Below are 26363 nucleotides of genomic sequence, written 5' to 3' on the forward strand. Positions count from 1 at the left end.
CTTGCCTTTCATCGTCAAGGGTTCGACAATCTCGGTCAGAATATGGCATCGAGTGCCGAAATGGAAGGGCGGGTCATGCTGACTCAGTCGCGGGTGGGCCGGCGCCGCTCTACGACGCCGCACCACATCACCGACGTCGCCCTCGGCTTGTTCGCTGCCCGCGGTTTCGCGGAGGTCAGCGTCGACGACGTCGCGGCAGCCGCCGGCATCGCCCGCCGAACCCTGTTCCGCTACTACGCGTCCAAGAACGCGATCCCCTGGGGCGACTTCGACGCCCATTTGCAGCATTTGCGGGAGCTGCTCAACCAGGTCGACGCCGACGTGCCGCTCGGCGAGGCGTTGCGCTCAGCGCTGTTGGCGTTCAACACCTTCGACGAGTCGGAGACCGCCCGGCACCGGCAGCGCATGCGGGTGATCCTGCAAACCGCTGAGCTGCAAGCGTATTCGATGACGATGTATGCCGGTTGGCGTGCGGTCATCGCCGAGTTCGTCGCGCACCGAACGGGTGTCGAACCGCACGATCTACTGCCCCAAACCGTCGCGTGGACCATGCTCGGAGTGGCGTTGAGCGCCTACGAGCATTGGCTCGACGACGAATCCGTGTCGTTGCCGCAGGCCCTCGGGAATGCGTTCGACGTCGTGGGCGCCGGGCTGGACCGACTGGGCCGGTGAGCACCGGCACCCGCCTGCAGAGGTCCCTGCGTTTGCAGGCGCAGGCGTGCGCCGAGCTGGGCTCCCCCATGTACGGCGAGCTGCTCGAGCAGGTGGCAGACGACGTCGAGGCCGGCGGCGTGTTCGCCGGCATCCTGGCCGGGCACGAACACGATCCGGTGCGCCAGGCGCTGCCGCTGCGACTGCTGGGCGGATTGCACCGGCTGGTGCTCGACGGGCGCGCGCCGACGTTACGCCAGTGGTATCCGAGCACCGGCGGCCGCTGGGACGCCGGTGCGGCCTGGCCGGAGATCACGCGCGTCGTTGACGAGCAGGCCGACATGCTGCGCGCTGCTCTCGACCGGCCGCCACAGACCAACGAAGTGGGCCGGTCCGCCGCGCTGCTCGGTGCGCTGCTGATCCTCGCGCGCCGATTCGCGTTGCCGATAAGGCTTTTCGAGATTGGATGCAGTGCCGGGCTGAACCTGCGGGCAGACCATTACCGCTACCACCATACCGGCGGGCTGTGGGGTCCGGCCGACTCGCCGGTGCGCATCGACGACGCCTGGCGCGGCAACCTGCCGCCGGCTGCCGCCGTGCAGATCGTCGAACGGCGCGGCTACGACATCGCGCCCGTCGACGCCACCAGCCGCGACGGGGAATACACGCTGCTGAGCTATGTCTGGCCGGACATGACCGCCAGGCTCGAGCGGTTGCGCGGCGCGATCAACATCGCCCGGCGGGTGCCCGCGCAGCTGTTGCGCCGCGGGGCCGCCGACGCTGTCGCCGAGCTCACCGTTGCGCCGGGCGCGGTGAGTGTGCTGTGGCATTCGATCATGTGGCAGTACCTTTCCCGCGACGAACAGCAAGCCACGACGAACGCGATCGACACCCAGGCGGACCGGGCGACCGCCGAGTCGCCGTTTGTTCACCTCAGTTTGGAGCCGCAAAGGCGCACACCGGATTCCCCGGTCGAGTTCCTCGTCCGCGCCCGCAGCTGGCCCGCCGGCACCGACGAGGTTCTGGCGGCGTGCTCGCCGCACGGCCCGCCGGTGACGTGGGAATAGCCTCCACCCCCCCTTGCGCGAGCGGTTACTCCAGCACGTCGGAGATCGGTGCTCCCGCAGCGATTTTGGCCCTGGTCTTCATCACCTTGGCGGGCATGCCGCCGCCGACAACGCCGACCACCACGCCGTCGCGCTCGTAGTACGCCAGGAACCGTCGGCCGTCGTCCTCGACGAGGTGCACGATGTCGGTGGCGTGCGGCTCGCCCAGACACTGAATTTTGACGTCGTACTGGTCGCTCCAGAAGTACGGCACCACAACGTTCGACGGCGTTTCCCGGCCCAGCATCGCCGGCACCACCACCCGGGCCTGTTCGGCGACGTTGCTCCAATGCTCAACCCGCACTTGATGTCCCGCAGGGTTACGCCAGGAGGCGACGTCGCCGAGCGCCCACACGTTGGGCACGCTGGTGCGCCCTGCCGCGTCGCAGAGCACGCCGTTGTCCACCTCGATTCCACTGCCGTCCAGCCAGTCCGTCGCCGGCCGCGACCCGATCCCGACCACCACCAAATCGGCGCCCACTTCGGCGCCGTCGGTCAGCACCACCGTGTCGACGTGTCCCTGGCCGCGGACCTCTGCCACACCGAGCTCGGTGCGCACGTCGACACCCTCGGCCCGGTGCAGCCGCGCCACCAACTCGCCGATCTGGGCGCCGAGCACAGCTGCCAGCGGCGCGGGCTGCGGTTCGACCAGCACCACCTCCACGCCCAGGCCGCGCAGGCTGGCCGCCACCTCGCAGCCGATGAAGCCGGCACCGACGACGACGGCACGCTGCGCGGCCGATGCGTGCCTGCGCAGCGCCAGACTCTCGTCGAACGAACGCAATACCCGGATGCCCTCCAAGTCGGGGAAAGCCGGAATACGCCGCGGCACAAGGCCGGTGGCGATGACGAGTTCGTCGTAGCCGAGCGCCGTTCCGTCGTCGAGGGTCACCGTCTGCGCCGTGGTGTCAAGACTGGTTGCGGCCGAACCCAGTCGCAGCGTGATGTTGTTCTCGTCGTAGAACTCTCGCGGTTTGAGGGTGACGTCGTCGACCTCGCTGCGCAGCACCTCTTTGGACAGCGGCGGCCGGTCGTAGGGCAGATGCACCTCGTCGCTGACGATGGTCAGCGGACCGGCGTAGTCCGCCCGTCGCAGTTGTTCGGCGGTCCGTGCGGCGGCCAGCCCCCCGCCGACGATCACGATGCCTTTTTCGCTAGTCCCCACGTGGAGTTCATACACGATCGCGGCGGCCAACGGCGCACCACCCCGCCTCCCGCGTCAAACTAGTCGAACGCGGGCGTAACGAAGCGCCTCAGCATTTCCTCCTCACGACGGCTGTCGCCGATCGGCCAGTACGCCAGCGACATGACCACCCGCACGATCCATTGCGCGGCCTGGGAGTCGTCGTCGGTAATGCCGGTGAGATCGGCGGCAAGATGAGCCAGCATCGGCGACGAGTGCAAGTCCCCCAAATCGGCTGCGGTGGTGGAGTCGAGCATCAGGCGGCGCATCGGATCGGACCTGATCTCTTCCAGCGCCACGGTGATCGCAGTGATCATCCGTTCCGACCCGCTCAGCCCATCTACGGCGCGCCGAACAGTGTCGACAATGCGAGCCGCCATGCGCATCAGAACGGCGTCGCGGATTTGGGCTTTCCCACCCGCATAGCGATAGATCGTGGCGCGAGAACAGTGGACGTGGGCTGCCAAAGCGTCGATGTCGAAAGCGTCCAGTCCTTTGCGGACAATAAGTTCCGTTGCGGCCGCATAGATGCGCTCTGCGGCAACCCGGCGGCGATCGCCGCCGACGACCCAATCTTCCCGAACCATCGCTACAAGCCCTCCGCGCCCGACGACTTTCATCTTCTCAAATCTGAGACAAAAAGGGGCTCGCGTATCACAGTTCGTCCTGGACAGAGAACACCTCCTGAGACGACGGCGATCACCTGCGGCCACCAGTGATTTCAACTTGGCCCCAACCGCTTGACGCCGCAGGTTGGGCCGCTCAGGTTGAACATATGACGTCGGTGGACGCCCGCCTGGGCATCGAGCTGTTCCACGACCGGTTCGTTCAGGACCCCTACCCGCTGTACGAGCGCATGCTGGCCGCGGGGCCGGTGCACCGGATCGGCGATTCCGGCTTCTACGCGGTGTGCAGTTGGGAGGCCATCAACGACGCCATCGGCCGTCCGGAGGATTTCTCCTCGAACCTGACCGCGACGATGATCTATCAGCCCGACGGTACGGTGGCCGCTTTCCCGGTGGGAGAGCTCGGCGGGCCGACTCAGGCGCTGGCCACGGCCGACGACCCCGCGCACGCCATCCATCGAAAGATGCTCACGCCGCAGCTGGCAGCGAAACGCATTCGCGCCTTCGAGCCGTTCATCGCGGCAACTGCCGATCAGTTGTGGAATGCCCACTTGCGCGACGGGCACATCGAGTGGATGAGTGCCGTGGCGAATCGTCTCCCGATGATGATTGTCGGACGGATTATCGGGGTTCCCGACGAGGACATCGACAGGCTCGTCCAATGGGGTTATGCCGCAACCCAGGTCGTCGAAGGACTGGTCGACGCCGAACAGCTCACCGCCGCAGGCATCGCGGTGATGGAACTCGGCGGCTACATCACCGAACAATTTCAGCGAGCTGCCGCCGACCCTCGCGACAATCTGCTCGGCGACCTGGCCACAGCCTGCGCAGCGGGCGAACTGCCCGAGTTGACGGCACTGGCGATGATGATCACGCTGTTTAGCGCCGGAGGTGAATCCACCGCCTCGTTAATCGGTTCCGCGGCTTGGATTTTGGCGACCCGGCCCGATATCCAACAGCAGGTGCGCGACCAACCGGAGCTGCTCGGCACGTTTCTCGAGGAAGTATTGCGCTACGAACCGCCGTTCCGGGGCCACTACCGCCACGTCGTCCGCGACACCACCTTGTGCGGTGTCGACCTCCCCGCGGGTTCGCGACTACTCCTGTTGTGGGGGGCGGCCAACCGCGATCCGTCCCATTTCGAAAGCCCTGACGAATTTCGGCTCGACCGTCCCGGCGGGAAGGGGCACATCACGTTCGGCAAGGGCGCCCACTTCTGCGTTGGCGCTGCACTCGCGCGACTGGAAGCCCGCATCGTGCTCGGTCGGCTCCTGGAGCGCACCTCGAAAATCGAAGCGGCTGAAACCGGCCGGTGGCTGCCGAGCCTTCTGGTGCGCCGCCTCGAACGTCTGCAACTGGCCTGCGAATAGCGCCGGTCAGTACTTCAATACGCCCTTGTCGACGGGGATCTGCGCACCCGACAAAGTGCCCGAACCGTCACCGGCCAGCCACACCACCACATCGGACACCTCGTCGGTCGTCATAAACCCGTTGGGCTGCAACGGCATTGGCGCAAAGCTGTGAATGTAATGCGGGTGCTTGGCGAAGATCTGCGTCATCGCTTCCGGCTCGATCATCGGCGTGTCCACCGAATACGGGTGGATCGAGTTGACCCGGATACCGAATTCGCCGAGCTCGAGTGCCAGCGTGTTGGCCAGCCCGACCAGCCCATGCTTGGACGCCGCGTAATGCCCGTTGCCGGGTGTGGCCTTCAGCCCGGCCGACGAGCTGACCACCACGATCGAGCCGCCGTTACCGGCCTCGATCATCGCGGGGACCACTGCCCTGATGGTGCGCCACGTGCCCGTCAAGTTGACGCCGATGACGGCGTCCCACTGGTCGTCGGTGAGTTCCCAAACCCGGCCCCAGCTCAGCACACCGGCATTGGCCACCAGGATGTCGAGCCGGCCGAACTGCTCGACGCCGTCGGCAACCAGCTGCCGCAGCGAGGCGTCGTCACGAATGTCGACCTCGCGCGCCAGCACCTTGCGCCCTTCGGCCTCCACGGCGCGGACGGTCTCGGCAAGGTCCTCGGCGGTGGCCGCCGGATAGGTGATGCTCGTGGAGACCGGTGCGCAGATGTCCACGGCGATGATGTCGGCGCCCTCGCGCGCCAGCCGGATTGCGTGCGAGCGTCCCTGACCGCGGGCGGCACCCGTGACGAACGCCACCCGGCCGTGCAACGTAGCTGACAACGACGTCCCTTCCACTGACTGCCGATCAGGCTAGCAGCCGAACTGAAACGTGTTCTAGTGGGGCCGATCCGTTGCCGGGCTCAGAGTTCGGCGATGATCTGGGCGCGTTTGCTGGCATACTCCTCGTCGGTCACCGCGCCCGACTGGTGCAGGCGCTCCAACTCCTGCAGGCGTTCGCCGATCGACTGCTCCGGCACGGTGTCCACCGGCCCCGCTGCCGAGGCGACGGCGGCCGCGGGTTGCGCGGCCTGGCTTGCCGCGCGGCGCACCACCGCCTGAATCTGTTGGCGAAGCACCGGGTTGGACCGCACATCGACCATCCGGTTCACCGGAATGCCGTTGGCTTTGAGGATTTGCAGGATCTCCATCAACGGACCCGCTTGGCCGCTCAGGTCGTAGGTCGTGTTGTCCTCCGACACGGTGAACTGGGCCGGCACCAGACCGTTGACCAATGCGCTTCTCTCCCAGTCGATTTGGTATTGCTGCGTAGCAGGATCGACGAGAACCACCAATTTGCGCGCGGTGATGTTACCCAGCCGGGTGACGCTGGCGATGACCCGGTCTTCGCTGTCGAACGGTGTGAAGCCGGGCCCGGAGATATGCAGCTGCAATTTCACCAACGGTTGGTCGTTGATACGGGTACCGGTTTCGGTGATTCCCATGATCTGGGCGAGCGCCAGGACGCCGCTTTGTTCGAGCGCGGCTGCTCTGGCCGCCGACTTGGCGCCGTAGTTGGCCAGCGCGAGGGCAATCAGAACATCGGCTGCCGTCACCAGCAAGCCGACGTAGAACATCCACTTCAGCAAGCTCTCCTGGCCGGTGGCGAAATAGACGACCAAAAAGATCGGCCCGACCAGGCCGCCGCACAGCAGCACGAACAACTGCGATTTCACATAGCGCCACAACACGCGAGTGAGAGTATCGCGCCACGGTGGCGCACAGACGCAAAAGCCCCCGACGCGCAGGGCGTGCGGGGGCTTTGCGCCGTACGGAACTACTTGATGATCTTGGTGACCCGGCCAGCGCCGACGGTACGGCCACCCTCGCGGATGGCGAACCGCAGACCCTCGTCCATGGCGACGGGCTGGATCAGCTTCACCGAGATGTCGGTGTTGTCGCCGGGCATCACCATCTCGGTGCCCTCCGGCAGCGTCACCACACCGGTCACGTCGGTGGTGCGGAAGTAGAACTGCGGACGGTAGTTGTTGAAGAACGGCGTGTGGCGGCCGCCCTCGTCCTTGGACAGGATGTAGACCTGACCCTCGAACTCGGTGTGCGGGGTGGTGGTACCCGGCTTGGTGACCACCTGGCCACGCTCGACGTCCTCACGCTTGACACCACGCAGCAGCAGACCGACGTTGTCACCGGCCTGGCCCTGGTCGAGCAGCTTGCGGAACATCTCCACGCCGGTGACCGTGGTCTTGGTGGTCTCCGGCCGGATGCCGACGATCTCGACTTCCTCGTTGACGTTGATCACGCCGCGCTCGACACGGCCGGTGACGACCGTGCCGCGACCGGTGATCGTGAAGACGTCCTCGACCGGCATCAGGAACGGCTTGTCGGTGTCGCGGACCGGGTCCGGGATCGACTCGTCGACGGCGTTCATCAGCTCCTCGACGGACTCGACCCACTTCGGGTCGCCCTCGAGCGCCTTGAGCGCCGATACCTTGACCACCGGGGCGTCCTCGTCGAACTCCTGGGCGGCCAGCAGCTCACGGACCTCCATCTCGACGAGCTCGAGCAGCTCCTCGTCGTCGACCATGTCGGCCTTGTTCAGTGCGACCAGGATGTAGGGCACCCCGACCTGACGGGCCAGCAGCACGTGCTCACGGGTCTGCGGCATCGGGCCGTCCGTGGCGGCGACCACCAGGATCGCGCCGTCCATCTGGGCGGCGCCGGTGATCATGTTCTTGATGTAGTCGGCGTGGCCGGGGGCGTCGACGTGCGCGTAGTGACGCTTTTCGGTCTGGTACTCCACGTGGGAGATGTTGATGGTGATACCGCGCTGACGCTCCTCGGGCGCATTGTCGATCTGGTCGAATGCCCGCGACTCGTTCAACTCCGGGTACTTGTCGTGCAGGACCTTGGTAATTGCCGCGGTCAGCGTGGTCTTGCCGTGGTCAACGTGACCGATGGTCCCGATGTTGACGTGCGGCTTCGTCCGCTCGAACTTCGCCTTCGCCACTTCTGTGTCCTCCTGGACTTGTTGGTGCTTAAAAAAGCAGTGTTGATGGTTTCAGTTGTGCCCCGGTAGTGACCGGGCAAGGTTACTCCCCCGGTGAGATCACTCGCCCGTCGCCTTCGCTTCTGACGATTGCTCGGCTCCGCGCTCGTGAGCTTCTGCTGATTGCTCGGCTCCTCACTCGTGAGCTGTGCTCACTCGCCGTCGCCTCGCGACTCACTCGCCCGTCGCCTTCGCGATGATCTCCTTCGACACGTTCGCCGGCACTTCGGCGTAGGAGTCGAACACCATGGAGTAGTTCGCCCGGCCTTGAGTCTTCGACCGCAGGTCGCCGACGTAGCCGAACATCTCCGACAGCGGCACGTGCGCCTTGACGACACGTGCACCGCCGCGCTCCTCCATGGCCTGGATCTGGCCACGGCGGGAGTTCAGGTCGCCGATCACGTCGCCCATGTAGTCCTCGGGCGTGGTGACCTCGACGGCCATGATCGGTTCCAGGATCACCGGCTGCGCCTGGCCGGCCGCCTTCTTCAGCGCCTGCGAACCAGCGATCTTGAACGCCATTTCCGACGAGTCCACCTCGTGGAACGCGCCGTCTTCAAGCGTCACCTTCAGGTTGACCAGCGGGTAGCCGGCCAGCACACCGTACTGCATGGCGTCCTGGGCGCCGGCGTCCACCGACGGGATGTACTCGCGGGGCACGCGGCCACCGGTGACCTTGTTCTCGAACTCGTAGGTGGCGCCGTCCTCGCCGGTGAACGGCTCGACGGTGATGATGACCTTGGCGAACTGGCCCGAGCCGCCGGTCTGCTTCTTGTGGGTGTACTCGACGTGCTCCACCTTGCGGCGAATGGTCTCCTTGTACGCCACCTGCGGCTTACCGACGTTGGCCTCGACCTTGAATTCGCGGCGCATCCGGTCGACCAGGATGTCCAGGTGCAGCTCGCCCATCCCGCCGATCACGGTCTGGCCGGTCTCTTGATCCAGGTGCACCTTGAAGGTCGGGTCCTCCTCGGCCAGCTTCTGGATCGACGCCGAAAGCTTCTCCTGGTCGCTCTTGGTCTTGGGCTCGATGGCCACCTCGATGACCGGGTCGGGGAAGGTCATCGACTCCAGGACAACCTGCTGGTTGGGGTCGGAGAGCGTGTCGCCGGTGGTGGTGTCCTTCAGGCCGATCACCGCGTAAATGTGGCCTGCGCTGGCCCGCTCGACGGGGTTTTCCTTGTTGGAGTGCATCTGGAACAGCTTGCCCAGCCGCTCCTTCTTGCCCTTGGTGGCGTTGATCACCTGGCTGCCGGAGTCCACCGTGCCGGAGTAGACCCGGATGTAGGTGAGCTTGCCGAAGAACGGATGCGTCGCGATCTTGAAGGCCAGCGCCGAGAACGGCTCGTCGGTGGACGCGTGCCGGACGATCTCTTCGTCCTCGTTGCCGGGGGCGTGGCCGGTTGCCGGCGGCACGTCCAGCGGCGACGGCAGGTAGTCGACGACGGCGTCGAGCATCGGCTGTACGCCCTTGTTCTTGAACGCACTGCCGCACAGCACCGGGTAGATCTCGCTGGCGATCGTCAGCTTGCGGATCGCGGCCTTGATCTCGTCGACGGTGATCTCCTCGCCGCCGACGTACTTCTCCAGCAGCTCCTCGTCGGTCTCGGCGACGAGCTCCAGCAGCTTGGTGCGGTATTCCTCGGCCGTCTCGGCCAACTCGGCCGGGATGTCGATGGTGTCGTAGGTCTCGCCGAGCTTGGTTTCGCCGCGCCAGACCTTGGCGTTCATCTCGACCAGGTCGACGACGCCCTCGAACTCGCTCTCCGAGCCGATCGGCAGCTGGATCGGCACCGCGTTGGCGCCGAGCCGCTCTTCCATGGTCTTGACCGAGAAGTAGAAGTCGGCGCCGATCTTGTCCATCTTGTTGACGAAGCAGATCCGCGGCACGTTGTACTTGTCGGCCTGCCGCCACACCTGCTCGGACTGCGGCTCCACGCCCTCCTTGCCGTCGAACACGGCCACGGCGCCGTCGAGCACGCGCAGGTTGCGCTCCACCTCGACGGTGAAGTCGACGTGACCGGGCGTGTCGATGATGTTGAGCTGGTTGTCTTTCCAGAACGTCGTGGTGGCCGCGGAGGTGATGGTGATCCCCCGCTCCTGCTCCTGCTCCATCCAGTCCATCGTGGCCGCGCCGTCGTGGACCTCACCGATCTTGTAGTTGATGCCGGTGTAGTAGAGGATGCGTTCGGTCGTCGTGGTCTTGCCGGCATCGATGTGCGCCATGATGCCGAAGTTGCGGACCTTGCTCAGGTCGGTTAGCACGTCCTTCTGTGCCACAGAAGTCTTCCCACTCTCATCGTTGCTTGGTTGCTGTCTTTCGGGCCTCTGGCAGCCCGGCTCCGGGCGCGCGGCGCCCTATCTACCAGCGATAGTGCGCGAAGGCTCGGTTGGCTTCGGCCATCTTGTGGGTGTCCTCACGCCGCTTGACGGAAGCGCCGAGGCCGTTGCTGGCATCCAGGATCTCGTTTGCCAGACGCTCGACCATGGTCTTCTCCCGCCGTTGCCGGGAGAAGCTGACCAGCCAACGCAGCGCCAGCGTGGTGGACCGGTCCGGGCGTACCTCGACGGGCACCTGGTAGGTGGCACCACCGACGCGGCGGCTGCGGACTTCCAGCGCCGGCTTGACGTTGTCGAGAGCCCGCTTGAGGGTGATGACCGGGTCGGTGCCGGTCTTTTCGCGGGCCTGTTCGAGCGCACCGTAGACAATGCGCTCGGCGAGGGATTTCTTCCCTTTCAGGAGAACTTTGTTCACCAGCTGGGTGACCAGCTGCGACCCGTAGACCGGGTCGTTGACCAGCGGACGCTTCGGCGCGGGGCCCTTGCGCGGCATCAGCTCTTCTCCTTCTTGGCGCCGTAACGGCTGCGGGCCTGCTTGCGGTTCTTGACGCCCTGGGTGTCGAGCGAGCCGCGGATGATCTTGTAGCGCACGCCGGGCAGATCCTTCACCCGGCCGCCACGCACCAGCACCATCGAGTGCTCCTGCAGGTTGTGACCCTCGCCGGGGATGTATGCGGTGACCTCAACCTGGCTGGTCAGCTTGACGCGCGCGACCTTCCGAAGCGCCGAGTTCGGCTTCTTCGGGGTGGTGGTGTACACGCGCGTGCACACGCCACGGCGCTGCGGGCTGCCCTTGAGGGCCGCGGTCTTGACCTTGCCGATCTTGTCGCGGCGCCCCTTGCGGACCAGCTGCTGAATGGTTGGCATCTACCGGCTTTCTGTGTTGCTGTATTCAAGTCTCTGTACTGCAGTTACGCCCCGCCGCAGTACCCCGCGACCGGGCGTGTCGCACGCGCCCGCCTCGAACACACCGCAGCGTCATCCGTTGCGTCATGGACATGCGAATTGGCCCGGCGGCACGCCTTACGTCACCGAAGGCGCCGTACGAGGCCAGGCGCGAGCATCAACAATACCCGCCGCTGGTCGGGCAGGTCAAAGCGGCGATCAACCGCCTACCCGGCGTTGGCTCCGCTTCGACGTTCCAGGCCGGCCGCCAGTCGCAGCACCATGTCTGAGAACACCGCGTCGGTGTCGATCTCGTCCATCACCCCGGTCATCTCGAGCAGAACGAACCCGTGCAGCGCCGACCAGAACTCCAGCGCCGCATAGAAGGCTTCCTCGCCGTCGAGGCCGTAGGAGGTCAGCACCGAGATGACCGGCGCGGCCGCGGCCCTGGTGGCCGCGGTGTATTCCGGGTCGTCGCCGCCGAGCGGCATCCGGGTGAACGCGGAATAGCGACCGGGGTGGTGATGGGCGTAGCTGCGGTAGGCGCCGGCCATGACCAGCACGGCGTCGTCGCGGGCCCGGCCCTCGCCAACCCTGTTCAGCATCGTGATGATGTCGTCGATCACCCGCATGCGCACCGTGCGGCGCAGGTCTTCCAGGCTGTGCACGTGGTTGTAGAGCGACGGCCCCTTGGTTCCCAGCTGCGTCGCCAGCGCGTTGATGGTCAGCGCGTCCCAGCCCTCCCGGTCTAAGAAGGTGAGCGCGGCGTTGATGATGATGTCGCGGCTCAGCTTCGCGGGGCGGGCGGTCGACTTGGTCGCGGCGCGCGAGCGACCACCGGCTGCTTCCGGCTCTGCTGCCATGGTGATCGCCCTTCGGTTTGCCTCGACCCGCTTCCCAATTGGACCGGGGTCAGCGAAGAACTCTAGTTGACAAATCCGGGAAGCCGGCCATTGCACAGGGCATTGCACGTAGGCTCTCCTCGAGCAGATCACCCGCCACGGCGAGAGGAACGCGCGGTGAAATGGACGACCCTTGGCCGCACGTCGACGGCCTGTGCGATCGCCATTGGTTTCGCATTGTTCGCCGGGGCCCCAACCGCATCCGCCAAGAACGGTGACACGCACATCACCGGCGAAGGTGTCGAGCAGACCGTGGACTGCAACAACGCCACGCTGATCGTCAACGGCACGTCCAATTCCGTCAACGCGCTGGGAACCTGCTGGGCGGTGACGGTCATGGGTTCGGGCAACACCGTGGTCGCCGACACTGTCGTCAACGACATCACCGTCTACGGTTCCGACGAGACGGTGTACTTCCGCAACGGCGACCCGGTCATTTGGGATCGCGGTCGCGAACTGGGCATGGTCAACCGGATCAACCGTGCAGCGTGAGTTTTTTGCACAGCCACAACCGGAGAATCGAGGAACAAATGCGCGCGTACACGATTCTGGCGCTGTCTGCGGCAGTGGTGGTTTTCGGGCTGGCCGGCTGCGGATCGCATGAGAAACACGCGACGCCGTCGACCAGCACCACGAGCGGGAGCACCGGCGCACAGTTCGAGGTCGGCAACACGATCAACTACGGATCGTTCGGAACCACAACCGATCTCGACTGCGCCGACGGGAAGTCGCTGAATGTCGGCGGTTCCAACAACACGCTGACCGTCAAGGGCACCTGCGGGACGGTGAGCATCGGCGGCGCCGACAACAAGATCACCTTCGACAAGATCGACAAGCAACTCAGCGTCGTCGGTCTCAACAACACGATCACCTACAAGAACGGCGACCCCAAAGTCGACAACCTGGGTTCGGGCAACACGATCAACAAGGGCTAGGTTCTTCCGCGTCAAGCGCTGGCGCCGTGGCGGCCCGCGCCGGCCGCGAAGCGTCCCGCACCTTCCATCGCCTCGGCGCTGACGCGGGAGATGCTGGCGAATTCGTAGTCCAGCGCCTCCGATTCGGTTGCGCCCCATTGGTGTAGCGCCGAGAGTCGATCCGATCGCATGCACTGCTGCGGCAGCGCGGCCAGCTGCGCGGCCAGCTCCTCGGCGGCCTGGCGGGCCTGCCCCTTGGGCACGACGCGATTGGCCAGGCCCATCGCGTGGGCTTCGGTGGCGTCGACGCCGCGGCCGGTGAGGATCATGTCCATCGCCCGGCTGTGGCCGATCAGTCGGGGCAGCCGGATGGTGCCGCCGTCGATCAGCGGGACGCCCCAGCGCCGGCAGAACACCCCGAAGACCGCGTCCTCCTCCGCGACCCGCATATCGCACCACAGCGCCAGTTCCAGGCCCCCGGCCACCGCATACCCGCTCACCGCGGCGATCACGGGCTTGGACAACACCATTCGCGTCGGGCCCATCGGCCCGGGGCCGGTCCGGTGCACCTGGTTGGCGTCCGGTGTGCCGAATGCCTTCAAATCGGCTCCCGCGCAAAACGTTCCACCGTCCCCCCACAGCACCGCCACCGACGCGGCATCGTCGCGGTCGAACTCCTCGAACGCGGCGAACAGGGCGGCAGCCGTCGGGCCGTTGACGGCGTTGCGGGCCTCCGGCCGGTTCAGGATCACGGTGGTCACCGGGCCATTGCGCTCTACCCGCACAGGCTCGCTCATCTCGCCTCCACTAGTTGGATGCCGTCACGCCGCTTGGTCAGTTCGGCGGCGAAGTCGTGGTAGGCGGCGCGCAACTGGGCGCCGGGCCAGTCGGCAGGCAGCAGTTCGCTCGGCAGCATGGGGTCGCTCAGCAGGTGGCGAACGATCGCGGCGGCCACCACGAACCGGCCGGGAATGTCGGAGGCGGCGGCCATCTCGTCGAGCAAGCCGTGGCCGGCCTGCGACCACCCCGGCAGATCCCACAGCCGCCCGGCCAGGTCCGCGGGCTCGTCGTCGCGGGCCTTGAGGATGCGCAGCCGGCAACGGATCTCGGCGTCCAATTCGAGCGCCATGTTGTCCGGCCGCATCCACACCCCTTCGCGCAGTTCGCCGAACCGATTGTCGTGCAATGTGGTTCGCAGGGTGGCGCGAGTGCGTGCGTCGGTGCCGATGCTGGTGACGATCAAGGTGGTCCAATAGCCGCGCCACGGCTTTACCCGCAGGCTGATCGCCTCGTCTTGGCGGCGCTGGCGGGCCAGCAGCCGGTCGGACAGGCGGTACCCGTCGGCGGAGCGGATGAGGTCCCCGCCGCTGACCATCCTGGTCAGCGCGACCCGTAGTGTGGGCTCTTTGATACCGAAATCACTGGTGAGCCTGATCAATTCGGCAGCGCTGGCCCATGCGGGGTGAGCGCCCAGCAGCACCGACAGCACCACCGAGCGGGCCGTCATCTTGCGCATGCCTAGACCCCGGATGCTTGGCGGCCGTAGTCGCCGAACGGCTGGTCGCGATGCTTGACAGCGTCGCGGAAGCCGTGCTCGACGGCGTCGGCGACGAACGCATGACCCTCCGGGGTGTGCCGGGCGATGCCGTCGAACACGGTGCTGACCATTCTGCTGGTCGCCACACCTTGTTGCAGCAGCGCCGAATTCAGCGCGAGCTTGACCATGATCAGCTGGTTGACCGGTACCGCGGCGATGCGCTCCACGAGTCTCTCGGTGCGCTCGTCGAGATCCTTCGGATCCGGCGCCTCGACCGCCAGGCCCCACTCGGCGGCTTGCGTGCCGGTGATGCAATCCCCGGTCAGCAGAAGGCGTTTGGCGCGCTGGTCGCCGAGCCGGTGGGCCCACAGCCCCGCTGCGGGCACTCCCCAGACCCTGGTCGGCGGGTAGCCGATCTTGGCGTCGGAGGCGGCGATCACCTGGTCGGCGTGCAGCGCGATGTCGGTGCCGCCGGCCACGCAGTAGCCGTGGATCTTGACCACCGTCGGCTTGTCGGCGTGCATCAGGGACGAGAACCCGCGCACGAAGCGGCTCATCATCTGGTAGTCGATCATCGGGTCCCACGGCTGGTTGGGCAGATGGTTGACGGCCTGGGTCTTACCGTCCAGCACAGTGCCCTCGTACGGCCCGGTGCCGCCGGCCGAGGAGGTCCGGTCGGCATACGCGCTCAAATCGAAACCGGCGCAAAACCCTTCACCCCGCCCGGAGACCAAGATGACGTGCACATTGGGGTCCAGGTCGGCGCGCTCGACGAGCGCCGAGAGTTCCAGCGGGGTGTCGGCGATGATCGCGTTGCCCTTCTCGGGGCGGTTGAAGGTGATTCGCGCAACCCGGTCGGTGACCTCGTAGGTCATCGTCTTCAGGTTGTCGAAGTCGACCGGCCTGATCGCGTGAGTCATCCCTTGACCATCGCACGCTCGAGGATCGGCGCCAGATCCAGCCCAGTGGGCATGGTGCCGTAGGCGCCGCCCCACTGGCCGCCGAGCCGGGTGGCCAGGAACGCTTCGGCAACAGCAGGATGGCCGTGACGCACCAGTAGCGAGCCCTGCAGCGCCAGGCAGATGTCCTCGGCGACCCTGCGGGCCCGGTACTGGATCGTCTCCAGATCCTCCAGCTGCGGTCGCAGACGCTCGACATGCGCGTCCAGCCGCGGGTCCTGGCCCGCACTCTTGGCCAGGTCGGCGAACAGCACCTCGACGCATTCGGGCCGAGTTGCCATGGCGCGCAAGGTATCCAGCGCACTGACATTGCCGGAGCCCTCCCAGATGCCCATCAGCGGCGCCTCCCGGTACAGCCGCGGCATGCCGAAGTCCTCGATGTAGCCGTTGCCACCCAGACATTCCATCGCCTCGGCGGCGTGCGGGGTGGCTCGCTTGCACACCCAGTACTTGGCGGCGGCCAACCCGATCCGGCGCAGCAGCGCCTCGGTCTGGTCGCCGCGCACCGCGTTGTCGGTGGCGCCGGCCATGCGCATCGCGACCATCGTGGCCGCCTCGGCCTCAACCGCCAAGTCCGCCAGCACATTACGCATGAGCGGCTGGTCGATCAGATACGCGCCGAACGCCTTGCGGTGCTGGGCGTGATGGACAGCCCGGGTCAGCCCGCTGCGCATGCTGGTGGCGCTGCCCAGCGCACAGTCCAGCCGCGTCAGGTTGACCATCTCGATGATGGTCGGCACGCCGCGACCCTCCTCGCCGACCAGCCAGGCGACTGCCCCGTCGTACTCGACCTCGCTGGACGCATTGGCGTGGTTGCCCAGCTTGTCCTTGAGCCGCTGCAACAACATTCGGTTGCGGCTGCCGTCGGGCAGCACCCGCGGCAGCAAGAAGCACGACAGCCCGCCCGGCGCCTGGGCCAACACCAGGAAGATGTCGCACATCGGCGCCGAGGTGAACCACTTGTGTCCGGTGAGACGATAGCTGCCGTCGGCGTTGCGGGTGGCCTGGGTGGTGCCGGCGCGAACGTCGGAGCCGCCCTGCTTTTCGGTCATCGACATGCCGGCGGTGATTCCGGCCTTGGCCGTCGGCACCTTGAGTTCCGGGTCGTAGACCCGGCTGGTCAGCAGCGGCTCGTAAACCTTTGCCAGCTCCGGGTTGTGCCGCAATGCCGGGACGACGGCGTAGGTCATCGAGATCGGGCACATATGGCCGGGTTCGGCGGTCCAGACGCTGGTCTTGGCCGCCCGCACCACATGCGCGCCGGGCTTTGTTTCCGCCCACGGCGCGGCATGCAGGCCGTGCGCGATAGCCGTGCGCATCAGCTCGTGATACGCCGGGTCGTACTCCACCTCGTCGATGCGGTGGCCGTAGCGGTCGTGGGTGTGCAGGATCGGCCGGTTGCGGTCGGCCAACTCGCCCCAGCGCTGGGCTTGGGCGCTGCCGGAGATCGCGCCGAGTTCGGTGACCTCGTCGAGACCCCACTGCCCGCCCTCGCGGATCAGCGCCTCGACGAGAACCGGCGACGTGGCGGGGTTGTGGTCCTCCAGTGGCGGGACCTGGTTGGTGACGACATGCGTGTCTGGCATACGCCCAGTGTTACACTTTTCCGACAGTCGCACAAGAGACGTAATATTCAGTCGGCGTGTGCCGCGAAAAACCGCCACAGCGTCGACGTCGCGAATTGCGGCCACTCGTGCCCACCACCGTCGACGGTCATCAGGACCACGCTGCGGTTGTCGGGACACTCGGCGGTCGAGGTGGTGACCCGGCGCTCGGTGCTGGTGGTGGGCGGCGCGCAGTGGTCGACGTTGCGCCAGAAGGCATTCACCTGCGGCACCGGTGGGCCGTCGATGTGCGCGACGCCGGCGCCGCGTCCGCCGTTGTAGCGGATGTTCTGGTCGCCGGTCCCATGGATGTGCATCACCGATGTGCGATGCGGCGACGAGCAGGGGTCGAGTTGGGTGGCCGCATCGGGACCGATGGCCGCGAACATGCCGGTGTGGCACGCCAGCGTGTAGGCCATGATGCCGCCGTTGCTGATCCCGGTGGCGTAGATCCGCGATGCGTCGACCCCGATCGCGTGGCTGATCTCGGTGACGGTCGCGATGATGAAGCCGACGTCGTCGACGCCGTCGCGGCTGGGTTGGCCGCAACATCCGCCACCGGTGTTCCAGGCCCGCCCCACACCGTCGGGGTAAGCGACCAGAAATTTCATCGTGTCGGCCAATTGGTTCCAGCCGTAAGCCTTTTCGGCTTGCCGCGCGCTACCGAACCCGCCGTGAAGCATGACCACCAGCGGTGCCGACTCCGGGAGCCCGGCCGGCTTGTACACCCGATAGGTCCGGTCCAGGCCACCGACGCTGATCGTGTGCACGCTGGTACCGTCCGGCAACGCGGCCGTCGCGGGCGGGGACGCCGCACATGCCGCCACCGTCGCGAGCACACCGAGCAGCGCAGCGAGCCGGGCGATCATGGCTAGCCGACGCGGTCGCGCAGGAAGGCGATGTCGTCCTTGCGGCCTTCGTCGGCGGTTTCGCAGACGACGGGCGCGTTGGCCGCTTTCACCACGGCGACCAGCAGCTCGGGATCGATCTGGCCGGAGCCGATGTTGGCGTGGCGATCCGCGCCCGAGCCCGCCGCGTCCCTGGAGTCGTTGCAGTGCACCAGATCGATGCGGCCGGTGATCGCCTTGATGCGGTCGACGGCATCGATAAGCGCCTCGCCGGCCGCCCACGCGTGGCAGGTGTCCAGGCAGAAACCGATACCCGTGTCGCCGATGTGGTCCCAGAGCCGGGCGATGGTTTCGAAGTGGCGGGCCATCGCGTGGTCACCGCCCGCGGTGTTCTCCAGGTAGACCGGCACCTCGGTTTCCAGGCGCTCCATCGCCTTTCGCCAACGTTCGCAACCGGCGGCGATGTCGTCGTCGTCAACGTGGCCCCCGTGCACGATCACGGCCGTGGCCCCGACCTCGGCAGCCCCATCGCAGGTGTCCTGGAGAATTTTGCGCGACGGGATCCGTACCCGGTTGTTCGCCGACGCGACGTTGATCAGGTAGGGCGCGTGGACGTAGAGCGGGATGCTCGACGCCTTCAGCTCGGCCGCGTCGTCGCGTGGTTTCGGCTTCTTCCAGCTCTGCGGATTGCCGAGGAAGATCTGCACCAAGTCGGCGCCGTCGGCCGCGGCGGCGCCGAGCGGATCTTTCGGGCTTACATGCGAACCGATGAGCACGCGGCAAGTGTAGTGCGTGCGCTCATCCCCGCCGAGTGTGAATCCGACGACGCGACACGCGGGGAGCGCGTCGCCAGATTCACGCTCGGGCGAGAGGGGTTACCGGTAGTCGGAGTACCCGTAGTCGTCCAGCGGGACCGCGGCACCGGTGGCCTGGCCGAAGTCCGGGCTGTAGTACTGATCCTCGTAGCTCGGGATCGTGTACGCGGCGGCCCGGGCCTCCTCGGTCGGCTGCACCTGGATGTTGCGGTACCGGCTGATCCCGGTCCCGGCCGGGATCAGCTTGCCGATGATCACGTTCTCCTTCAGACCGTTGAGCTTGTCGCTGCGGCAGTTGATCGCCGCATCGGTCAGCACTCGCGTGGTCTCCTGGAACGACGCCGCCGACAACCACGAGTCGGTGGCCAGCGACGCCTTGGTGATACCCATCAGCACCGGGCGACCGGCGGCGGGCTCGCCGCCCTCGGCCACCACCCGACGGTTCTCGGCCTCGAACTCCGCGCGGTCGATCAGCGAACCGGGCAGGAACTCCGTCGAACCCGAGTCGATGATCGTCACCCGGCGCAGCATCTGCCGGACGATCACCTCGATGTGCTTGTCGTGGATCGACACACCTTGGGCCCGGTAGACCTCCTGGACCTCCTTGGTTAGGTGGATCTGCACCTCGCGCGGGCCCTGCACGCGCAGCACCTCGTGCGGGTCGGCGGAGCCTTCCATGAGCTGCTGGCCCACCTCGACGTGGTCGCCGTCGGCGAGCAGCCGCTCGGTGCCGTCCTCGTGCTTGAACACCCGCAGGCGTTGCCGCTTGGAGAGCTTGTCGTAGACCACTTCCTCGCCGCCGTCGTCGGGGACGATCGTGATCTTGTAGAACCGCTCGCCCTCCTCCAGGCGCACCCGGCCGGTGACGTCCGCGATCGGCGCCTTACCGCGCGGCACCCGGGCCTCGAACAGCTCCTGCACGCGGGGCAGACCACCGGTGATGTCCTCACCGACACCACCCTGGTGGAAGGTGCGCATGGTCAGCTGGGTGCCGGGCTCGCCGATCGACTGTGCGGCAACGATTCCCACCGCTTCGCCGATGTCGACCAGCTTGCCGGTCGCCATCGAGCGCCCGTAGCAGGTCGCGCACACGCCGGTGCCGGTGGCACAGGTCAGCACCGACCGCACCTTCACGTGAGTGATGCCCGCCGCCAGCAAGGCGTCGATCTCGGGGTCACCGAGGTCGTGCCCGCGGGCGACGACGACGTTGCCCTTCTCGTCCACCGCGTCGGTGCCCAAAGTGCGGGCGTATGCGGAGGTTTCGATGAACGGGTCGCGGATCAGGGTGCCGTCGGCTGCACGCTCGGCCAGCTCGACGGTGATGCCGCGCTCGGTGCCGCAGTCGGCTTCGCGGACGATGACATCCTGGCTCACGTCCACCAGACGACGGGTCAGATAACCCGAGTCGGCGGTACGCAACGCGGTGTCCGCCAAGCCCTTTCGGGCGCCGTGGGTGTTGATGAAGTACTCCAACACCGTCAGGCCCTCCCGGAACGACGACTTGATCGGCCGCGGGATGAACTCGCCCTTCGGGTTGGTCACCAGACCCTTCATGCCGGCCAGCGTCCGGGTCTGGGTGAAGTTACCGGTGGCACCCGAGTCGACGATCGTGATGATCGGGTTGTCGTCTGGGTAGTGCTCACGCAGCGCCTGCCCGACCTCGTCGGTGGCTTCCTTCCAGATCTCCACCAGCGCCTCGTTGCGCTCGTCGTGGTTCAAAGCACCACGCTGGAACTGCTTTTCGACCTTGTCGGCCCGCTCCTCGTAAGAGTCGAGGATCTCCTGCTTGCGCGGCGGCACCAACACGTCGGCCATCGACACCGTCACACCGGAACGCGTGGCCCAGTAGAAGCCGGCGTCCTTGAGCTTGTCGACCGTCTGCGCGACGACGATCATCGGGTAGCGCTCGGCCAGATCGTTGATGATCGCAGCCTGCACCTTCTTGTGCATCTGCTTGTTCACGAACGGGTAGCCCACCGGCAGCAGTTCGTTGAACATCACCCGGCCCAGCGTGGTCTCGGCCATCCAGGAATCCCCTGGCTGCCAACCATTCACGCCGAACAGCTCGGCCTCCACCTCGGCGGGCGGGCGCAGCTGCGAGAGCCGCACCTTGATCTTGGCGCGCACGGACAGCACGCCACGGTCCATCGCCATGATCGCCTCGGCCGGCGAGGCGTACACACCCGACTCGGGACGGTCCTTCGCGGCCGGGACGTATTCGCCCTTGTCGCCGGGAACTTCGGTGGTCAGGTAGTACAGCCCGGTCACCATGTCCAGCCGCGGCATGGCCAGCGGGCGGCCCGACGCCGGCGACAGGATGTTGTTGGAGGACAGCATCAGGATGCGGGCCTCGGCCTGCGCCTCGGCACTCAGCGGCAGGTGCACCGCCATCTGGTCGCCGTCGAAGTCGGCGTTGAACGCCTCACACACCAACGGGTGCAGCTGAATTGCCTTGCCCTCCACCAGCATCGGCTCGAAGGCCTGGATACCCAGCCGGTGCAGGGTGGGTGCGCGGTTCAGCAGCACCGGGTGCTCGGCGATGACCTCCTCGAGCACGTCCCACACCTGCGGACGCTGACGCTCCACCATCCGCTTGGCGCTCTTGATGTTCTGCGCGTGGTTGAGGTCGACGAGCCGCTTCATCACGAACGGCTTGAACAGCTCGAGCGCCATCAGCTTGGGCAGACCACACTGGTGCAGCTTGAGCTGCGGGCCCACCACGATGACCGAACGGCCGGAGTAGTCGACACGCTTACCGAGCAGGTTCTGGCGGAACCGGCCCTGCTTACCTTTCAGCAGATCCGAAAGCGACTTCAGCGGACGGTTACCCGGCCCGGTGACCGGGCGGCCGCGGCGGCCGTTGTCGAACAGCGCGTCGACCGACTCCTGCAGCATCCGCTTCTCGTTGTTGACGATGATCTCGGGCGCACCGAGGTCGATCAGCCTCTTGAGCCGGTTGTTGCGGTTGATCACCCGGCGGTACAGGTCGTTCAGGTCGGACGTGGCGAACCGGCCACCGTCGAGCTGCACCATCGGACGCAGCTCCGGCGGGATCACCGGGACGGCGTCGAGCACCATGCCCATCGGCGAGTTGCCGGACTGCTGGAACGCAGCCACCACCTTCAGACGCTTCAAAGCGCGAAGCTTCTTTTGCCCCTTGCCGTTTCGGATGACCTCGCGCAGCGCCTCGGCCTCGGCGTCGATGTCGAAGTTCTCGATGAGCTTCTGGATCGACTCCGCACCCATGGCGCCGGTGAAGTACTCGCCGTAGCGGTCGACGAGCTCGCGGTAGAGGTTCTCGTCGACGATCAGCTGCTTGGGGGCCAGCTTGGTGAAGGTGTTCCAGATGTCCTCCAGCCGGTCCAGCTCGCGCTGGGCCCGGTCGCGGATCTGGCGCATCTCCCGCTCGCCGCCGTCGCGAACCTTGCGCCGCGCATCGGCTTTCGCGCCTTCGGCCTCCAGCTCGGCCAGGTCGGCCTCGAGCTTCTGGGCGCGGGCCTCCAGGTCGGCGTCGCGCTGGTCCTCGACCGCCTTCTTCTCGACGACCATCTCGGCCTCGAGCGTGGACAGCTCGTTGTGCCGCATCTCCTCGTCGACAGACGTGATCACGTACGCCGCAAAGTAGATGATCTTCTCGAGGTCCTTGGGTGCCAGGTCCAGCAGGTAGCCCAGCCGCGACGGCACACCCTTGAAGTACCAGATGTGGGTCACCGGCGCGGCCAGCTCGATGTGGCCCATCCGCTCACGGCGCACCTTGGCGCGAGTCACCTCGACGCCGCAGCGCTCACAGATGATGCCCTTGAAGCGCACCCGCTTGTACTTGCCGCAGTAGCACTCCCAGTCGCGAGTCGGTCCGAAGATCTTCTCGCAGAACAGGCCGTCCTTCTCCGGCTTCAATGTGCGGTAGTTGATGGTCTCCGGCTTCTTGACCTCGCCGTAGGACCACTGCCTGATGTCGTCCGCGGTGGCCAGGCCGATGCGGAGTTCATCGAAGAAGTTGACGTCTAACACGTAACTCCCTTTCGGGTTGCAGAACTAGAAAACAAATTAGGCCAAGTCCTCAACGGACGCAGATTCGTTGCGGGACAAGTTGATTCCCAGATTCGCCGCAGCGCGCTCGAGATCCTCGTCGTCGCCGTCGCGCATCTCGATGGCCGCACCGTCGCTGGAGAGCACTTCGACGTTGAGGCACAGCGACTGCAGCTCCTTGAGCAGCACCTTGAACGACTCGGGGATGCCCGGCTCGGGAATGTTCTCGCCCTTGACGATCGCCTCGTACACCTTGACCCGGCCGACCGTGTCGTCGGACTTGATGGTCAACAGCTCCTGCAGCGTGTACGCCGCGCCGTAGGCCTGCATGGCCCAGCACTCCATCTCGCCGAACCGCTGGCCACCGAACTGCGCCTTACCGCCCAGCGGCTGCTGGGTGATCATCGAGTACGGCCCCGTCGAGCGGGCGTGGATCTTGTCGTCCACCAGGTGGTGCAGCTTCATGATGTACATGTAGCCGGTGGTCACCGGGTACGGGAACGGCTCACCCGAGCGCCCGTCGTACAGGATCGCCTTGCCGTCGCCGTCGACCAGCACATCGCCGTCGCGGTTGGGCAGCGTCGAGGACAGCAGGCCCTGCAGCTCCTCTTCGCGGGCACCGTCGAACACCGGCGTCGAGACGATCTTGTTCGGCTCGGCCTCCAGCAGCTCCTCCGGCAGCTTGGACGCCCAGTCGGGCTTCCCGTCGACCTTCCAGCCACTGTGCGCACACCACCCCAGGTGGGTCTCCAGGATCTGCCCGATATTCATCCGTCGCGGCACACCGTGGGTGTTCAGGATGATGTCCACCGGCGTGCCATCCGGGAGGAACGGCATGTCCTCGACGGGCAAAATCTTGCCGATCACACCCTTGTTGCCGTGCCGGCCGGCCAGCTTGTCGCCGTCGGAGATCTTGCGCTTCTGGGCCACGTAGACGCGGACCAGCTCGTTGACACCGGCGGGCAGCTCGTCGTCGTCCTCGCGGGAGAACACCCGAATGCCGATCACCTTGCCGGACTCGCCGTGCGGCACCTTCAGGGAGGTGTCGCGGACCTCGCGGGCCTTCTCGCCGAAGATCGCCCGCAGCAGCCGCTCCTCCGGGGTCAGCTCGGTCTCACCCTTCGGGGTGACCTTGCCGACCAGGATGTCGCCGTCGCGGACCTCGGCGCCGATGCGCACGATGCCGCGCTCGTCGAGGTCGGCCAGCACCTCGTCGGAGACGTTCGGGATGTCCCGGGTGATCTCCTCGGCGCCCAGCTTGGTGTCACGGGCGTCGATCTCGTGCTCCTCGATGTGAATCGAGGTCAGCACGTCCTCCTCCACCAGGCGGTTGGACAGGATGATGGCGTCCTCGTAGTTGTGGCCCTCCCACGGCATGATCGCCACGAGCAGGTTCTTGCCCAGCGCCATCTCGCCGTTGTCGGTGCACGGTCCGTCGGCGATCACCTGGCCGGCCTCGACACGCTGGCCGGCGTCCACGATCGGACGCTGGTTGGCGCAGGTGCCGTGGTTGGACCGGGCGAACTTGCGTAACCGGTAGCTCTGCCGGGTGCCGTCGTCGGCCATCACGGTGATGTAGTCCGCCGACACCTCCTCGACCACGCCGCTCTTGTCGGCGACGACGACGTCACCGGCGTCGATCGCGGCGCGCAGCTCCATGCCGGTACCGACCAGCGGACGCTCGCTGCGCACCAGCGGAACCGCCTGGCGCTGCATGTTGGCACCCATCAGGGCCCGGTTGGCGTCGTCGTGCTCGAGGAACGGGATCATCGCGGTGGCCACCGACACCATCTGGCGCGGCGAGACGTCCATGAACTCGACCTCGGACGACGACACGTACTCGACCTCGCCGCCCTTCCGGCGGACCAGGACGCGGTCCTCGGTGAACCGGCCCTCGTCGTCGATCGGCGAGTTGGCCTGCGCGACGACGTGGCGGTCCTCCTCGTCGGCGGTCAGGTACACCACCTCGTCGGTCACCCGGCCGTCGACCACCTTGCGGTACGGGGTCTCGATGAAGCCGAACGGGTTGACCCGGGCGTACACCGCCAGCGACCCGATCAGACCGATGTTCGGACCTTCCGGGGTCTCGATCGGGCACATCCGGCCGTAGTGGCTCGGGTGCACGTCGCGGACCTCCAGCCCGGCCCGCTCCCGCGACAGACCACCCGGGCCCAGCGCGTTCAGGCGACGCTTGTGGGTCAACCCGGACAGCGGGTTGTTCTGGTCCATGAACTGCGAGAGCTGGCTGGTGCCGAAGAACTCCTTGATCGCCGCCACGACCGGGCGGATGTTGATCAGGGTCTGCGGCGTGATCGCCTCGACGTCCTGGGTGGTCATCCGCTCGCGGACCACCCGCTCCATCCTCGACATGCCGACCCGGATCTGGTTCTGGATCAGCTCGCCGACCGTGCGGATGCGCCGGTTGCCGAAGTGGTCGATGTCGTCGGTTTCCACCGGCACCTCGACACCGCCCGGGACGGTCATCGTGGCGTGGCCCTCGTGCAGGCGCACGAGGTACTCGATGGTGGCGACGACGTCCTCTTCGGTGAGCGTCGTGGTGGTGATCGGGCTCTCGGTGTTCAGGCCGAGCTTCTTGTTGACCTTGTAGCGGCCCACCCGGGCCAGGTCGTAGCGCTTCTCCTTGAAGAACAGGTTCTCCAGCAGGGTCTGCGCGGACTCCTTGGTGGGCGGCTCGCCCGGGCGCAGCTTGCGGTAGATGTCCAGCAGTGCCTCGTCGGTGCCGACGGTGTTGTCCTTCTCCAGCGTCGACATCATGATCTCGGAGAAGCCGAACCGCTCGGTGATCTGCTCGTTGGTCCAGCCCAGCGCCTTGAGCAGCACGGTGACCGGCTGGCGGCGCTTGCGGTCGATGCGCACACCGACGGTGTCGCGCTTGTCGACGTCGAACTCCAGCCACGCGCCGCGGCTGGGGATCACCTTGACAGAATGCAGCGTCTTTTCGGTCGACTTGTCGATGGTCTCGTCGAAGTACACACCGGGAGAGCGGACCAGCTGGCTGACGACGACGCGCTCGGTCCCGTTGATGATGAACGTGCCCTTCTCGGTCATCATCGGGAAGTCGCCCATGAACACCGTCTGGCTCTTGATCTCGCCGGTGTTGTTGTTGATGAACTCCGCGGTGACGAACAGCGGGGCCGCGTACGTCATGTCCTTGTCTTTGCACTCGTCGACGGGCGCCTTGACCTCGTCGAAGCGCGGGTCGGAGAAGGACAGCGACATCGAGCCGGAGAAGTCCTCGATCGGCGAGAGCTCGTCGAGCACCTCTTCGAGCCCGCCCTTGGGCGCGACGTCGCCGCGGGCGGCCGCTTTCTCACGCCACTCCGGCGTGCCGATCAGCCACTCGAACGAGTCGGTCTGCACGTCCAGCAGGCCGGGGACCTCGAGCGGTTCACGCAGCTTCGCAAAAGAAATTCGGTTGGGTGCTCCGGGAACGGAGCTATTGGAGGAAGTTTGACGGTTTGTCTTGCTCTGGCGGGAGACTGCCAAGATGCATCCTTCCAGCACCTCGTGCGACTAACGGGAGC

22 protein-coding genes are annotated in these 26363 nt (G+C 66.4%); 5 read left to right on the forward strand and 17 right to left on the reverse strand.

From position 1 onward, the window contains the following. Positions 1-75: 75 nt before the first annotated feature. Both mftR and G6N47_RS03230 read left to right on the forward strand, forming a co-directional pair. Positions 76-672 (forward strand): mycofactocin system transcriptional regulator, encoded by a 597-nt coding sequence (gene mftR, locus G6N47_RS03225; protein ID WP_163659540.1) that lies wholly within the window; start codon positions 76-78, stop codon positions 670-672. After that, positions 669-1718 carry a DUF2332 domain-containing protein gene (locus G6N47_RS03230; RefSeq protein ID WP_083130166.1) on the forward strand — a complete coding sequence of 350 codons (1050 nt, stop codon included), beginning with the start codon at positions 669-671 and terminating at the stop codon, positions 1716-1718. The genes mftR and G6N47_RS03230 overlap by 4 nt, the downstream gene beginning before the upstream one ends. A gap of 25 nt (positions 1719-1743) precedes the next feature. Here G6N47_RS03230 and G6N47_RS03235 read toward each other — a convergent pair whose 3' ends face one another. Next, positions 1744-2922: an NAD(P)/FAD-dependent oxidoreductase gene (locus G6N47_RS03235; protein WP_083130507.1), complete on the reverse strand. Its 1179-nt coding sequence runs from the start codon at positions 2920-2922 to the stop codon at positions 1744-1746. A 59-nt stretch (positions 2923-2981) separates the two neighbouring features. After that, a complete protein-coding gene (locus tag G6N47_RS03240) occupies positions 2982-3527 on the reverse strand; it encodes a TetR/AcrR family transcriptional regulator (protein ID WP_083130167.1) in 546 nt (181 codons plus the stop codon). A gap of 188 nt (positions 3528-3715) precedes the next feature. Between G6N47_RS03240 and G6N47_RS03245 the strand changes: the two genes are divergently transcribed. Next, positions 3716-4936, forward strand: coding sequence for a cytochrome P450 (locus G6N47_RS03245; protein WP_083130168.1), 1221 nt, complete (start codon positions 3716-3718; stop codon positions 4934-4936). Between the two features lie 6 nt (positions 4937-4942). On the opposite strand, the gene G6N47_RS03250 is transcribed toward G6N47_RS03245, so the two are convergent. The 7 genes from G6N47_RS03250 to G6N47_RS03280 form a co-directional block, all read right to left on the reverse strand. Then, on the reverse strand, positions 4943-5761 hold the full coding sequence (locus tag G6N47_RS03250; protein ID WP_083130508.1) for a mycofactocin-coupled SDR family oxidoreductase: 819 nt from the start codon (positions 5759-5761) through the stop codon (positions 4943-4945). A gap of 80 nt (positions 5762-5841) precedes the next feature. Continuing rightward, positions 5842-6669, reverse strand: a complete 828-nt coding sequence (locus G6N47_RS03255; protein ID WP_083130169.1) for an SHOCT domain-containing protein — start codon at positions 6667-6669, stop codon at positions 5842-5844. A gap of 86 nt (positions 6670-6755) precedes the next feature. Continuing rightward, on the reverse strand, positions 6756-7946 hold the full coding sequence (tuf, locus tag G6N47_RS03260; protein ID WP_045382598.1) for an elongation factor Tu: 1191 nt from the start codon (positions 7944-7946) through the stop codon (positions 6756-6758). Positions 7947-8159: 213 nt separating this feature from the next. Continuing rightward, a complete protein-coding gene (gene fusA, locus G6N47_RS03265; RefSeq protein WP_083130170.1) occupies positions 8160-10265 on the reverse strand; it encodes an elongation factor G in 2106 nt (701 codons plus the stop codon). 82 nt (positions 10266-10347) lie between these two features. Next, a complete protein-coding gene (gene rpsG, locus G6N47_RS03270; protein WP_045382601.1) occupies positions 10348-10818 on the reverse strand; it encodes a 30S ribosomal protein S7 in 471 nt (156 codons plus the stop codon). Then, entirely contained in the window at positions 10818-11192 is a 375-nt protein-coding gene (rpsL, locus tag G6N47_RS03275; RefSeq protein ID WP_003879423.1) for a 30S ribosomal protein S12, read from the reverse strand. The genes rpsG and rpsL overlap by 1 nt, the downstream gene beginning before the upstream one ends. Positions 11193-11437: 245 nt before the next feature. Next, positions 11438-12073 (reverse strand): TetR/AcrR family transcriptional regulator, encoded by a 636-nt coding sequence (locus G6N47_RS03280; protein WP_083130171.1) that lies wholly within the window; start codon positions 12071-12073, stop codon positions 11438-11440. Between the two features lie 156 nt (positions 12074-12229). Between G6N47_RS03280 and G6N47_RS03285 the strand changes: the two genes are divergently transcribed. Then, complete coding sequence (locus tag G6N47_RS03285) at positions 12230-12604, forward strand: DUF3060 domain-containing protein (RefSeq protein ID WP_083130172.1); 375 nt, start codon at positions 12230-12232, stop codon at positions 12602-12604. A 38-nt stretch (positions 12605-12642) separates the two neighbouring features. After that, positions 12643-13047, forward strand: coding sequence for a DUF3060 domain-containing protein (locus G6N47_RS03290; protein ID WP_083130509.1), 405 nt, complete (start codon positions 12643-12645; stop codon positions 13045-13047). 11 nt (positions 13048-13058) lie between these two features. Here the strand turns inward: G6N47_RS03290 and G6N47_RS03295 are convergent, their stop codons facing one another. The 8 genes from G6N47_RS03295 to rpoB all read right to left on the reverse strand — a co-directional run bounded on the left by G6N47_RS03295 (position 13059) and on the right by rpoB (position 26325). Then, the gene (locus G6N47_RS03295) at positions 13059-13823 is read right to left on the reverse strand and encodes a crotonase/enoyl-CoA hydratase family protein (protein WP_083130173.1); all 765 of its coding nucleotides are present in this window, start codon (positions 13821-13823) and stop codon (positions 13059-13061) included. Then, positions 13820-14542: a PaaX family transcriptional regulator C-terminal domain-containing protein gene (locus tag G6N47_RS03300; RefSeq protein ID WP_083130174.1), complete on the reverse strand. Its 723-nt coding sequence runs from the start codon at positions 14540-14542 to the stop codon at positions 13820-13822. Before G6N47_RS03300 ends, G6N47_RS03295 begins: the two co-directional genes overlap by 4 nt. A gap of 2 nt (positions 14543-14544) precedes the next feature. Then, positions 14545-15483, reverse strand: a complete 939-nt coding sequence (locus G6N47_RS03305; protein ID WP_083130175.1) for a crotonase/enoyl-CoA hydratase family protein — start codon at positions 15481-15483, stop codon at positions 14545-14547. Further along, entirely contained in the window at positions 15480-17108 is a 1629-nt protein-coding gene (locus G6N47_RS03310; RefSeq protein WP_083130176.1) for an acyl-CoA dehydrogenase family protein, read from the reverse strand. Before G6N47_RS03310 ends, G6N47_RS03305 begins: the two co-directional genes overlap by 4 nt. Positions 17109-17155: 47 nt before the next feature. Next, complete coding sequence (locus G6N47_RS03315; protein ID WP_083130177.1) at positions 17156-17995, reverse strand: extracellular catalytic domain type 1 short-chain-length polyhydroxyalkanoate depolymerase; 840 nt, start codon at positions 17993-17995, stop codon at positions 17156-17158. Positions 17996-17997: 2 nt separating this feature from the next. After that, positions 17998-18750: a deoxyribonuclease IV gene (locus G6N47_RS03320; RefSeq protein ID WP_083130178.1), complete on the reverse strand. Its 753-nt coding sequence runs from the start codon at positions 18748-18750 to the stop codon at positions 17998-18000. 99 nt (positions 18751-18849) lie between these two features. Continuing rightward, entirely contained in the window at positions 18850-22800 is a 3951-nt protein-coding gene (locus tag G6N47_RS03325) for a DNA-directed RNA polymerase subunit beta' (protein ID WP_083130179.1), read from the reverse strand. A gap of 36 nt (positions 22801-22836) precedes the next feature. Then, a complete protein-coding gene (gene rpoB, locus G6N47_RS03330; protein WP_372517497.1) occupies positions 22837-26325 on the reverse strand; it encodes a DNA-directed RNA polymerase subunit beta in 3489 nt (1162 codons plus the stop codon). Positions 26326-26363: the final 38 nt, after the last annotated feature.

Origin of the sequence: Mycobacterium branderi (assembly GCF_010728725.1) — a bacterium.
Taxonomy (GTDB): domain Bacteria; phylum Actinomycetota; class Actinomycetes; order Mycobacteriales; family Mycobacteriaceae; genus Mycobacterium; species Mycobacterium branderi.